At 55.5% G+C, this 12355-nt stretch carries 15 protein-coding genes and 3 tRNA genes; 16 read left to right on the top strand and 2 right to left on the bottom strand.

Annotated features, from left to right (window positions below):
• Positions 1–17: 17 nt before the first annotated feature.
• Positions 18–668, bottom strand: coding sequence for a TetR/AcrR family transcriptional regulator (locus tag VMV64_RS00655; RefSeq protein WP_325328011.1), 651 nt, complete (start codon positions 666–668; stop codon positions 18–20).
• A 133-nt stretch (positions 669–801) separates the two neighbouring features.
• On the opposite strand from VMV64_RS00655, the gene VMV64_RS00650 reads away from it, so the two are divergent.
• From VMV64_RS00650 to VMV64_RS00605, 10 genes are all read left to right on the top strand, one after another.
• Positions 802–878: transfer RNA gene (locus VMV64_RS00650), tRNA-Pro, on the top strand.
• Positions 879–894: 16 nt separating this feature from the next.
• Positions 895–971: transfer RNA gene (locus VMV64_RS00645), tRNA-Arg, on the top strand.
• Positions 972–992: 21 nt separating this feature from the next.
• Positions 993–1068: transfer RNA gene (locus tag VMV64_RS00640), tRNA-His, on the top strand.
• 497 nt (positions 1069–1565) lie between these two features.
• On the top strand, positions 1566–1880 hold the full coding sequence (locus tag VMV64_RS00635; RefSeq protein ID WP_325328010.1) for a hypothetical protein: 315 nt from the start codon (positions 1566–1568) through the stop codon (positions 1878–1880).
• Positions 1877–2761, top strand: a complete 885-nt coding sequence (trfA, locus tag VMV64_RS00630) for a plasmid replication initiator TrfA (RefSeq protein WP_325328009.1) — start codon at positions 1877–1879, stop codon at positions 2759–2761. The genes VMV64_RS00635 and trfA overlap by 4 nt, the downstream gene beginning before the upstream one ends.
• A 753-nt stretch (positions 2762–3514) precedes the next feature.
• Positions 3515–3814, top strand: coding sequence for a HigA family addiction module antitoxin (locus VMV64_RS00625; protein ID WP_325328008.1), 300 nt, complete (start codon positions 3515–3517; stop codon positions 3812–3814).
• 10 nt (positions 3815–3824) lie between these two features.
• A complete protein-coding gene (locus VMV64_RS00620) occupies positions 3825–4199 on the top strand; it encodes a hypothetical protein (protein ID WP_325328007.1) in 375 nt (124 codons plus the stop codon).
• Positions 4192–4686 carry a hypothetical protein gene (locus tag VMV64_RS00615; protein WP_325328006.1) on the top strand — a complete coding sequence of 165 codons (495 nt, stop codon included), beginning with the start codon at positions 4192–4194 and terminating at the stop codon, positions 4684–4686. Before VMV64_RS00620 ends, VMV64_RS00615 begins: the two co-directional genes overlap by 8 nt.
• 8 nt (positions 4687–4694) lie before the next feature.
• Complete coding sequence (locus VMV64_RS00610; protein ID WP_325328005.1) at positions 4695–5810, top strand: hypothetical protein; 1116 nt, start codon at positions 4695–4697, stop codon at positions 5808–5810.
• A 6-nt stretch (positions 5811–5816) separates the two neighbouring features.
• On the top strand, positions 5817–8531 hold the full coding sequence (locus VMV64_RS00605) for a DotA/TraY family protein (RefSeq protein WP_325328004.1): 2715 nt from the start codon (positions 5817–5819) through the stop codon (positions 8529–8531).
• 32 nt (positions 8532–8563) lie between these two features.
• On the opposite strand, the gene VMV64_RS00600 is transcribed toward VMV64_RS00605, so the two are convergent.
• Positions 8564–8929 (bottom strand): hypothetical protein, encoded by a 366-nt coding sequence (locus VMV64_RS00600; protein WP_325328003.1) that lies wholly within the window; start codon positions 8927–8929, stop codon positions 8564–8566.
• A gap of 410 nt (positions 8930–9339) precedes the next feature.
• Between VMV64_RS00600 and VMV64_RS00595 the strand changes: the two genes are divergently transcribed.
• From VMV64_RS00595 to VMV64_RS00570, 6 genes are all read left to right on the top strand, one after another.
• Entirely contained in the window at positions 9340–9960 is a 621-nt protein-coding gene (locus VMV64_RS00595; RefSeq protein ID WP_325328002.1) for an AAA family ATPase, read from the top strand.
• A gap of 37 nt (positions 9961–9997) precedes the next feature.
• The gene (locus VMV64_RS00590) at positions 9998–10243 is read left to right on the top strand and encodes a ribbon-helix-helix protein, CopG family (protein ID WP_325328001.1); all 246 of its coding nucleotides are present in this window, start codon (positions 9998–10000) and stop codon (positions 10241–10243) included.
• Positions 10244–10336: 93 nt separating this feature from the next.
• Complete coding sequence (locus tag VMV64_RS00585) at positions 10337–10693, top strand: hypothetical protein (RefSeq protein WP_325328000.1); 357 nt, start codon at positions 10337–10339, stop codon at positions 10691–10693.
• Between the two features lie 2 nt (positions 10694–10695).
• Entirely contained in the window at positions 10696–11004 is a 309-nt protein-coding gene (locus VMV64_RS00580) for a hypothetical protein (protein ID WP_325327999.1), read from the top strand.
• The gene (locus tag VMV64_RS00575; protein WP_325327998.1) at positions 11001–11510 is read left to right on the top strand and encodes a hypothetical protein; all 510 of its coding nucleotides are present in this window, start codon (positions 11001–11003) and stop codon (positions 11508–11510) included. The genes VMV64_RS00580 and VMV64_RS00575 overlap by 4 nt, the downstream gene beginning before the upstream one ends.
• Before the next feature lie 57 nt (positions 11511–11567).
• Positions 11568–12353: a metallophosphoesterase gene (locus tag VMV64_RS00570; protein WP_325327997.1), complete on the top strand. Its 786-nt coding sequence runs from the start codon at positions 11568–11570 to the stop codon at positions 12351–12353.
• Positions 12354–12355: the final 2 nt, after the last annotated feature.

Below are 12355 nucleotides of genomic sequence, written 5' to 3'. Positions count from 1 at the left end.
ATTAAACTTGTTCCTCATTATTCCTTGACCGGATTCCATGACCGGATTCCATTCAGGTAAATCGGGAAAACCTTCTTAGCCTCGTCCAGCAGGGAACGCCGACCGCCAAATATGTTGGACTGCAGCACCAAGCCTTGAATCATGCCGATAAACAGGGTTGCCGCGCTATCTTCATCGAGGTCGGACCGGGCAAGACCAGCGGCTTTTGCTTGACCAAGCAAACCCGCAACCCTGGACTCGTAGCCAGTGATGATTTCCTGGATCAACTGCTTCAGCCTGGCATCCCGGCGCAGCAAATAATCCGAGAACACCAAACGCGGAATGGCCGGATGCTTGGCGATGAACGACACATGGGCAAGAAAAATTCGTTCCAGCGCCTCCAATGGATTCTCGCTACGCGCTGCAGCGACCTCCACTACGCTCATCAAGCGGCGGCGCACCCAGTTAATTGCCGCCACCCAGATATCATCCTTGGTCGGGAAATGGCGAAATATTGCACCTTGGGTCAAGCCCATCGCATCCGCCATATCTTGCGTGGTCACCGACTCCACCCCGGTTTTTGCAGCCAGGTCGATTGCCACCTGGACGATCTCCTCCTGACGCTCCTCCGCGCCCATGCGGCGCTTGCGGGGTTTTTCAGTACTGTCTATCGGGATATTCTTTGGCATCTTTAACCCACTAAGATAGTAATCAGTCACTATCTTAGTGGGTGGAGAACATCATGTCAAGTTATGACACGGCAAACTTTAAAACGGATTGCAATTGACCTTTTCGCATGGTCCAAGTAGAATGCGGCCTCTTCGGGGTGTAGCGTAGCCTGGTAGCGCGCCTGGTTTGGGACCAGGATGTCGGGAGTTCGAATCTCTCCACCCCGACCAGGATTTGTCCGACAATCTGCCCGTAGCTCAACCGGATAGAGCACCAGCCTTCTAAGCTGGGGGTTACAGGTTCGATTCCTGTCGGGCAGGCCAGTTAGGTCCGTTTCTTCAGTGGTGGCTGTAGCTCAGTTGGTAGAGTCCCGGATTGTGATTCCGGTTGTCGTGGGTTCGAGCCCCATCAGCCACCCCAAGCATTAAGCCCGCTAATTCATTAAGTTAGCGGGCTTTTTTTATTGTACAGCCTTAACCAAAATTAACCACAATTAACCACTATCCGGCACAGTGAGTGTGCCGGATTTGTGCCAAATGCTGGCGTACTCTGGTTAACGCTCTGGTGCTTTTGGCACTCTGGTATTGACATCGACAAATTACCGCCATAGGATGGATGCTGTTTGAAGCCAATCCAGCGCTGCGTGACCAGTCTCCGCAGCTGAGAATAGCTGCACCGTGAAAGAGGGCTCCACGGCGTGGATAAAGGATGGTCCCTCTAAATCTCATTGGCGTATTCAGTGTACGCAGCCTAGTATGTCGGCTCTCCCTGCTCAGGGAGACTGGATGAACGGCATCCCCTTGAAAGGCGATCCGGAAACGCGGATTACGGTCGCACTGGGGTGTTTCCGCGAAATCTTTATTTAGCGCTTCGTCTGCTCCACCGACTGGTGGGAGGAGCATTCATTGAGGTGCTAAATGTCTGCTTTGCTAAGTGAATTACTCACTACGGACGACCTCGCGCGCATCATGCGCAAGTCTGTTCATACCATTCGCCACGATCTCACCCGCAATCCACGCAGCTTGCCGCCGCGCTGCGCCATTCCAGGCACGAATCGCAACCTTTGGCGCCCCCAGGACGTTGATGCCTGGCTCGCGTCGCTTGTAATCATCCCCGATCCTGATCCTCTTCAATGCCCGGCAAAGCCGAAAAGCAAACGAGGCGCGCCGACCAAGGCTGAACGTGTTAGGCGGCAGCAGGCCACCAAGTTATCAATGGGTGGCAAGGCATGAGTACCCCAAAAGAGGAAAAGGACGCAGCGCGCAAGAGAACACCGCTCCCCACCGATCAGTGTGACAAGGCCTGGCGCCTGGCGTACCTCCATAGCAAGGGAATTAACCCGGCCAAGCCGTTCCAGCTCGACCTACTTTTTCCTGAGACGCTTCACCAAAGTCAGCGCGTCATTCCCAACGATTACGCTCGTAGTTCGCTGTTCACCGCTCGCAACAAGAGTAAGCCGCGCAGAATGCTGCAGCACGAGCAACTGTTTCATCTCCATGAAACGGTGTCGATCGTCTTCACTGGCATCGAATTGCGCGCGGAAGACGATGAAATCGTCTGGCTGCAAATCCTGCACTATGCCACGGGAGTGCCGCTTGGTGAACCATTTGACTTCTTAATCAAACAGCTTGTCTCGGACGTCGGGTGGTCGAAGAACGGCCGCTACTATGACAAAGCCCGCGAATGCATCTCGCGCCTAAAGGCGAATGAAGTTATGGTTTTCAACAAGAAAGCATATGGAAAGAGTGGGGCAATATCTCTGATCGACAAGTACACAACAATTAACAACTATGAAGGAAAGCAGACAAACTATCGCGTCTGGATTGATCCGAATTTGGTCCTGCTGTTTGCCGGCAACACCTTCACGAACCATACATGGGAGCCGTACCGCAACCTATCGCCGGTCGCCCGACGTTTGGCCGACTATATTGAGAGCCACAAGCACCCCTTCCCTCTCGGTATCAAGAAGTTTAGCCAGATGTGCGGATCGAGCAATGCAGCCTTGACTGGCTGGCGGCGCACGGTGCGCCAGGCATGTGCCGAGCTTGAGGCGCGCGAGATCGCCAAGCGCGTCCATCTCGGTGCGGACGACTGCATCTACGTGTCCTGGTGAATCCATCATGGCAAGTAAGCCACTCCAGACGAATACGCAGTTATCCACAAAAGTGTGACAGATGAAGCATAGGCCGTGACAGATGAAGCATGACGTTTTCGCCGATCGTGCTTCATCTGTCACCGAAATCGGAACGGACAAGTTGCCCAATCAGTGTAGGTGTGGATAAGTCGATCCCCGGTGCGACCGACAGCGCAGCAAGGCTACCTAAGCGTGACAGATGAAGCATGAATTACATAAATTTGTCCTGTTCCGAGGGTTATCCCGTGACAAATGACGCACGAATCCAGTGACAGATGAAGCATGAAAACGTGACAGATAAAGCATGGCAGAGTTTTAGAAAACCATTGTCAGTCAGAGCATTGCGGTCTGTTTTCCACTTCGCTAACCATTTTTCTAACCATTCTTTAACCGTAAACCTCCACTCAGGCTTCCACATGCCTCGACACAGCCAGCCAGTTAAGGAGTGCGGCTTTCGCCGCACGCTAGAGGGGCGCTGTTTGCGCGCCCCCACCCCAGCAACCCTATCGGGGAACGCCTACCCGGCGAGGGGATGTAGCGCCCTCCTGGCGCGCCAATTAGGTGCGGCCAAAGGCCGCACTGTTTGGCGGGAAAAATAGATGATGCGCTCTGAATTATAGGATTGTTGTTATTATTGCGTATTATTTGTTATTATTAATCAATGGCTTGCGCTTGTTTTTGCGATGCTATAGGGGTAAGCTGACGGTATCCTCACGACATAGGACAAGTACCGTGAATGCGCCAACTAAAGCAATTCACCCCGGGCAGATCATCAGACTAAAGTTGAAAATTCTCGGGGTGAGCATAAGTGCCGCGGCAACTTCGCTAGGGATCAATCGCACCCATTTCTCTGATCTCATAAACGGACGCATTGGCATCAGCCCCACGATGGCTTTACGCCTTTCTATCGGGCTCGGCGGAAGCGCTGAGGATTGGATGGAGCACCAAACCGACTTCGAGCTGCATCTGGCGCGAGGCCGGTTCCTGGCGATTTCACGCCAGGTGCAGAAATTAAGTGCAAGGCACAGCTAAGGAGGGGCAAATGAACAATAAAAAAAGCAAGGTCAAGAATTTCAGTTACAAGGCTGTTGCGGTCATTCTTGCCTGGTTCTTTTGGTGGGTTCCGTTGGGTCTGCATCGTCTGTGGATGAGACAAAAATACTGGTGGTTGCATCCGATCTTTTTTCTGTCGGCCGCCATCGCGAGCAATGCCTTTTTTCGCTCCCCGGAAAATATAGATGTTGTGACGCGTATTTATGCCGCGACAGGATATTTCCCTCATCTGCGCGACTATTCGCACCTGTGGTTACTTTGCTTCACCGCTGGCTGGATCGCTCTCATTATTTATGACGCCTTGAAGGTTTTTTCTTGGCCAGTTCCTGGTGCTGCGAAGGAAGAGGAGGCGAGCGATGCGTAATGCCGCTGCAGCACTGATTGTCATCCTGATCTTCTCCCCGCCTGTCCTGGCACTCGATGTGTCCAGCTCGTCCAGCCGAAGCCTGGTGGACTGTAACGATCTGGCGCAGGGATCGCGCGATGCGCAACTCCGCTATGTACAGACTTATCAGCCCCGCCAAGATCCTGGTAAGACATTCGACGACGCCATTTCGTCTTGTCTGGATTTCATCACGGGTTTCCAGGTGAGCATCCCTTCCATGTGGGACGGGATTCTCGCAGCCATGGCCAAGCAGTTGATGCAGCGAGTGTGTCAGACGGCTCGAGGCCAATTCGATAAAGCGGTGGGCGATGCGATGCAATCGGTGAATGGGAATGTCGGAATGATTCCTGGTGTTGGTGTAAGCACGTCGTCGCAGGTTGGCGTCAGCGTTCAAGGGGACAACGGAACGATGATGCAGAATACGGCAAATAAGGCGGTTGATCGCGTCGTCAATATTCTCAAATAGGTGCGGCTATGAAAACCAAAAACAACCTCGTGGCGTTGATCTTTATCAGTAGTTTATTTGTTCAGGGGTCAGCCGATGCTTGTTGCGGCGACGGTAAGGAGGCCGCAGGTGCGGCCATAAAAGCCGGAGATTTGGTATCGCAAGCTATTTCAAGCGCTACATCCGCTATCGCCGCGGTGCTGGAACACCTGAACCTGACCATCTTAACGGGGTTCGGCAAGCTCTATGCCGAGATCGAAAAGCAGACCGCCGCGATGCGGACCTTCGCTGAAGGCAATGCCGCCGTCCAGTCGCAGATGCACATGGAAAGGGCGCGTGCTGAGGCGCAATTACGCTATGAGCCATCGCCACGCCAATGTTTTGAGGCAGCTGGTGGCGCCGGCGCAGGAGTGGCCAGCGCCGGCGCGGCGCAAGCGCTGCGCTCGTACAACACCGATTCTGCGAAGCGTACCTTATTCACGCCGAACACCTCGGCCGCCGTGGGCAAGCTTTACGACGATCACGTTAACAATTATTGCTCGCAGCAGGACGCGGATCTCGGCCGCTGCTCCCGCCCAGCCGATCCGGCCATGCAGAACGCCGATGTGCGCGCCGATGCCACGCTCAATACGTCGAGCTACACCCCGGATCAGATCGCGGCGGCGCAGGCTTTTGTGACCAACGTGGTCAACCCAATGCCGACGCAAAACATTCCCAAAAATTGGGAGTCCACGAACCAGGGAAAAACCTTCGTTGCCGGCCAGTATATCGAGCAAGCGCGCGCCTCGGTAGCGGCAAATTCCTTGAATGCAGCGGTCGCCGAGCGTACTCCTATCCAAGGCTTGGGAGCTGCCGCCATGCTGAACAAAGCCGATGTGAGCCGACTGGAACTGATGGAAAGCCAGGTGCGGGGACGCTTTGAGTCGCCAGCTTGGTACAAGATGATCGCCGGCCTCGGCATGGAAAACATGATGCGCGAGGTGGTCAAAATTATGGCGCTGCAGACCTCAATGGATTTTGATCGTTACAAGAAAACAGAGAGGATCGAGGCTGTTCTGGCTACACAGCTGGCGATCTCCGTGGAACAGGACTCCGCGGTGAGAATGCGCGAGCTCCGAAACGCGGCCGCGAAAGCGGGGAGGTAATAGGGCATGGATAAGAAAAAAGCGGTCTTTACGGGGATATCCGTCGTCAGTGGATGGTGGATGGCCAAGCAAGCCGCCGGCGCGGTCGGCGAGGTTGTGACGGCAGCGGGGCGAGTTGGCAAACTCGCCAAGACCGCGCTCTTCGATCGGCGCAAGCCGATCAAGGAAACATTTGCCGATGCTGTAGCACGCCTGGACCTCACCGAGGCGGATCTGCACACACGGGCACGAGAATTTCAATACCGCTCGGCACTGTGGTTCCTGGTGTTTGTGGTCGGGTTTTCCGTTTTTGCAATTTCGCCGATGGTCTCGAACATGGCCAGCCACGCCATGCTGTCGGCCGGCGTGATGTTGCTCGGCGTAGTTAATACCCTGCACTGGCATTTCCGGGCCTGCCAGGTGCGCGACAGGGCCTTGTATGGCTTCGGCGGCTGGTTTGTGAGGGACATATGGGTGCGCCGCGTAGCAATGGCAATAGGAATCATCGCCAGCCTGGCGCTGGCACTGTTCGCATCGTCCGCGCGAGCTGACAGTGGTTCGCTTCACTTATTCACGCCGCCGCCTGGGGACGCCTCGGTAAAATTTCTTCGGGAAATATTCGGGCCGATCGTCGATAAAATCTCCGCCGGCGCGAACGCCGAGAGCGGCCAGGTCGACAGCCCCCTGGGCGCGATGCTCGCTCCATTCAACTCGGCCGTAATGTTTCTAGGTATGCTCTTCGTAGCCTATACCACCGTGAAAGGTACCATCGATTCGGCCCACGATGGCCAGCTCCTTGGTAAGAAAATGTCGGAAATCTGGGTACCGATCCGCACGGTCGGCGGTTCCGCGCTCCTGCTCCCGCTGGGTTCCGGCTACTCCCTCATTCAGATTGTCGTCCTGTGGTTGGCCGTCCAGTCGGCCGGTATCGGCGATGCGGTGCTTAACGCGGGTTTGGACTATATTGCTGAAACCAACATGGTGAGTCGTCCACACCTGCCGGACACCCGGCAGTTTGCGTCCAGCATTTTGCGCAGTGAAGTTTGCATGGCAGCGATGAACAAGCAGTACACCGACTCGAACCAAAGTAGACGGATTCTCCCAGAAGAAAAATCGTGGATCGTGGCGAACACCGGCGAAATCGGCCTGGTCGATGTGGCACTCGGCCCGATCGGCGTAGGGAAGGCGCTTTATGACTCCTCCTATCGGGTAACGGAATTTCACTGGCGAGAAATGGAAAACGGCAAGCCGGCTCGCCTGAGCCCTGATGTTTGCGGTGCGCTGACCTGGGAACAATCAGACGAGGCGTCTGAGGGCAACAGCAATACCAGGATCGCAAAGCAACCGATCATGTTGGCGCAAGCCAACGCTGTACGCCAGATGATCGCGGATCTGCGCCCCGTGGCCCAGCAGATCGTCGCCTTCCAGCCGCCTGCTCCTGGTGCGATCGAGATAGCTGCAGCCAACTACGAAAACGCCTTGATGCAGGCCGCAAAGTCTGCGGTACAACAAACCTCGGACACTCGCAGAACACAGTTTATTGACGCTGTGCGCGCCGGTGGCTGGATCTACCTGCCAACGTACTACAACCAACTTATCCAGCTGAACGACGTGATGCAGGCTTCGCTCAATGCGCTGCCGTCGACTAGTCCTATTTCGATCTCGGACAAAGAAACGAAAGAGACGCTACAGACCTACGACGACGCGATGTCAGTAGCAAACGAATATCTCAAGGCTCGGAGCGATGCGCCGCGACAGGAATTGCGGCGGCAGTTTAAGGAGGATGGAGAATTTCCAACTTCGTGGGGTGACATAAAACGCCTTCTGTCGGGCTTCGCACAAAAGGGCATTTATAGTTTTACGCAAGAGTTGGCCGGGTCAAACTTGAGTCATGTCGGGCAGATCAAGGCGGTGGGTGACAGCATCATCGGCACTGCAGAGGCAATCGCCACATTCCTGGCCGTGACTAGCGGCGGGGTCGAAAGCCGAGCGGTGTCCTGGACGGTAGGCAATTTTTTTAACGCCGGCGCCGCCCTTAATTCAGTAAGTTGGATATTGCAATCTATCGTCCTGGGCCTGTTGATTTTCGGTTCGATCGCCGCTTATTACATCCCGTTGATTCCTTTTATTGTCGGCGTCACGGCAGTTATCAAGTGGTTTGTCCTGGTTTTTGAGATGGTGATCGCCAGCCCGATCATGGCCGCCGCACACATGCATCCGGACGGTGATGACCAGGTCGGTCGCGCCGGACCGGGTTACATGCTTATATTGGGCCTAGTGATGCGTCCAACGTTGACGGTTCTTGGTTTCTTTGGCTCGATCTGGCTTGCCCAGCCCGTGACTGGCTACATCAATCTCGCCTACATGACGACAGTTCAGGGCGCCGAACACAACAGCTTTTCGTTCATCGCCGCGTTTGTGGCCTATGTGGTCATCTACGTAATTATCATGACAGGCGTAATTCACTCGGTTTTCGCCCTAGTGAACTGGCTCCCGGACAACGCCCTCAGAACGATCGGCGGCTCAATGGGCGTACACGGTATCGCAGATGACAGCGAACAAAAGGAAGCGGCGCATCGCTACCAGGCCGTAATGATGAACATGAGCAAAGGAGGCGGTGGATCTCCGAAGAAACCTGGTGGAGGTGGCAACGGTGGTGGAAAAGGGGAAGGTGATGGCGGAACGCTGTCACAAGCCGATAAAGACCGTGGCAATGCGGAGCTTCTACCAGATCCGCGATAAGCAAAGAATGAAGGGGCCGCTAGGCCCCTTTTTTACGGCCCTACTTTTCGCACCGCCTGCGTTTTCGGATCGTAGTCGTAGCCGTGCTGCTTGAGGAACTGCGCCATTGCCGCACGGGCGATATTCGTCCGCCGGCCATCCTCATGCAGTAGAGGCGAGTTTGGACACACCCGTTCGAGTTCGGCTTTCAGCTCCAACATAACGGCCGTCTGCCCTTCGAGCTGCGCTTGGGCAAAAAGTCGCTGCTTGGCCAGTTCTTCGGCCTGGTTTGTAGCAGCCTGCAACCGCCCTTGCAGCCGATTGGCGTGATCCTCCCATTGGTCGATCGCTGCGCCGTAGTTCCTGGCCGTTGCAGCCGATCCATCCAACATACCCTGCTGTCTGTCTAAGAAGCTCATATCACCCTCCTATTCTTTGATGATTATGCGCTGCGCAGAATCCTTCGTCTAGTCACGGGCTTCTCGATTCAAACCTGCTTCTTTCCACCCTGCCAAACAGTCGCGGCCTTTGGCCGCCCTAATTAGTGCGCCCGGAGGGCGCTACATCCCCCCGCTGGGGAGGCGTCCCCCGGTAGGGTTGCTGGGGTGGGGGCGCGCAAGCAGCGCCCCTCTAGCGTACGGCGAAAGCCGCACTCCTTAGCGTAGGGGCGAGACCGAGAAGCGGTCTCGATGCGTAGCACGCGAGCGCGGCCGCAGCAAAACCGAGGATGGCCAAAGATGTTCGAGGAAACCTCACGGCATTTAATATTGCTTGCAACATTACGTAAACATGATAGCATAATTACATCTATACACTGGAAAGGTTAAATATGATCGTGGCTGTACTCAACACCAAGGGAGGCGTTGGTAAAACCACAATGTCACTTAACCTGGCCGCCGCCCGCGCCCTTGATGGCCGTGACGTGCTGGCCGTCGACGGCGACAGGCAAGGCTCCCTGATTGCCGCCCTGGCCAACCGTGAGGACGGCCCGGCGATCGCCGCCGCGCACTATTCCGAAGGTCAGATACTGCGGCAGCAGGTCACGATGGCACGGGAGCGGTACTCAGACATCATCATCGACGCTGGCGGGCGAGACAACACAGCACTGCGAGCAGCACTCATGCTTGCGGACCTAGTGCTAATCCCCTTTCAACCCCGGAGCTTCGACGTGTGGGCGCTCGATGACATGGCCGCATTGCTGGCCGAGGCTCGTGCCGCGCGCGACATTCGCGCCGTCGCGTTCTTGGCGATGGCAGACAGCCGAGGGCATGACAATGATGACGCTGCCGGAGCGACCCCGGAAGGGATTGAATACCTTGCCGCGCCAGTCGGGCGGCGCAAGGCGATTGCCGATGCCGCCGGCCGGGGCCGGGGTATCCTGGAAGAAGCGAGCCGCGACCCGAAGGCAACTGCGGAAATCCGCCGACTTGTTGCGGCAATATTCCAGTAACATGCTTTAAAAACACATTAAGGATTACGTAAAGATTATGGGCATTACACGAAAAAAAGCAGCAGTGCCAGCCGCAGCGGCCGATGCCTTCATTGCCGGCGCGCCGGATGCGCGACCAGCGGAAGATGAGGCCCCGGTGAAGTCGATAAAGAAATCCGGCCGCAAATCGATTATTACGCTCTCAATAGACCCTGCCCTTCTGGCCCGGCTAGATGCCTGGGCCAAGGCGCGCGGAATGAGCCGAGCGGCGGCAGTGAGCTTCGCAGTCAGCAATTTAGAGTGATTGTTGACGGAAAAATATTAAGTAAGTCGGTTGCACCGCCGGCAGCCACCGGCGGCGCAACCTAACCACAACCCACCCACAAAGGAGGTGATCATGGCTAACGCAATTTTACCCGAAGAATACTTGGTTCCACCTGTCGTTTCGCAGGACGAACTGGAGGATCTGATCGTCCAGGTCGATCCCGACATCGAGGATCGACCATACTGGCACCTAAAAGCGTCGGCCGCTCAATTACGCGATGCAGTTGAAAAGCTGCTGCTGGGCTATCGGCAGTCGATTTTTATGGCAGAGCATGGGGCCTCGATGCTGCCGGCCCAACTCTGGTTGCTTGCCGAGACGATTTCCGCAAACTACCGGCAGGCATGGATTTATGCCGAATCAGCGCGCACCGTAACCCCAGCTTTTGAGCTGTTCCTGGCGAACATGGACATCGAAATGGTGGCGCCATGATAATGAAACATATCACTTTTGTTTTCATGTTGGCCTTGGCTGCTCCGGCTGCGCAGGCCGTCGTGCCGCAAATATCCCCCGCAAAGGATTCCAGCGCTACCATAGCGAAGCCGGCGGAAGTACCGAGGCCTACCATACCGGCGCTGAATCAAAAGCCCGCACATGTACCGTTCGTGTCGGCGAACATCGCCGAGGCTCAGCGCGCTGAGGCCTTGCGGAAGGAGCAGCGCCAACTCGACGCCGCGCTGGCCAGACATTCCGCGAAAATGAAAGCGCTGGAGGCGAGGGCGAAACCAAAAAAAATGCCATGACGGATATATATCTCGGGCATCCGCGAGAGTTGATAGAGATGGCAGTAGTATTGCCTAGCGGCCACTTCGTCCAGCTCGACGACTTCCTCTTTGATCTGCATGGGCTAGGTCCACGTTTTGCCCGTGTGCAGACCCAGGACTATCGTGGACATCGTGCTCTGTCGTATGCGTATCTGGATATGCCTGGTACCACGTATGATCTCATATCCGAGCTCGACAATCCCCGTGACCTGGGGGCCTATGAGGATCTAGCGACCGATGAGGCTCTGGCGGAGCACCTGACAGCAATATTTATCGAGCAGAGTGACTATTTTCCTACGCACCAGCAGCTCGCACTTGCTTTAATCTGTGCCCGGGCAAAGGGTATGCAGGCCTCGGATGAGCTTGGCATGCATCGGTTGGCAAAATGGGCCTTGGCCTATGAAAAACGCGCCCATTGGATAAGCAAGAACCGGCAACTGGCTTATAGTTTGCCATCGATCAATTGGGAGGCCATGAAGCTCTAAGGTTGATGATGATGTTGTTTTGAGGAAAAAAATGGTGAATGTTTATGGGGCGGACAAATGAGAATCGCTCTTTACTCGGATCTGCATCTCGAAATGGTTGTGCACCGGAAAGGCGCCCTGGCATGGGAGCCGCCGGTGCTCGATGTCGACGTTGCAATCCTCGCCGGTGACATCGGCAGTCATGCCCACGGCATCGAGTGGGCGGAGACTGCATTTCGGAAGTGGCCCGCATCACCCGAGATTATCTATGTTGTCGGGAATCACGAATACTATGGTGCGCACATCCCGGAACTGACCGCCGAGTTGCGGAAGACCGCCAAGCACCTTGGTGTGCACTTCCTTGAAAACGACGCGATCGAGATTGATGGCGTGCGCTTCCTCGGTACAGCGTTATGGTCGGACTTCCAGCTATACGGCAAAGAACACAGGATCAGCCGGCTTGCGATGGCCAAAAACTACATTAGCGATTACTCAACCATCTTCGGCGCTGACCAGAAATTCATTGAGCCGAGCGACACGATCCAGCTTCACCACGACGCTCGCGCATTCCTAGAACGTGAGTTAGCCAAGCCGTTCGACGGTAAGACCATTGTCGTAACACACTTTTCCCCTCATCGTGGTTGCGTAGCGCCGAGGTTCGACGGTGAGGCACTGACGCCATATTTCACGGTAGACATGGCTGCGCTCATGCACAAACACCCGATCGCCCTATGGGCCTTCGGACATACTCATCACAACGTAGATTTTGTGGAGGAAGATGGATGCCGTGTCATCAGCAATCAACGTGGCTATCCGCACGAGCAAAGTCCTGGCTTCCGCGATAATTTGGTCATTGAGGTGTAGCG

This window comes from Sulfuricella sp., assembly GCF_035531155.1.
Taxonomy (GTDB): domain Bacteria; phylum Pseudomonadota; class Gammaproteobacteria; order Burkholderiales; family Sulfuricellaceae; genus Sulfuricella.
Note: the sequence above shows the minus strand (reverse complement) of the source record. Positions and strands in the feature narration are given on the sequence as shown.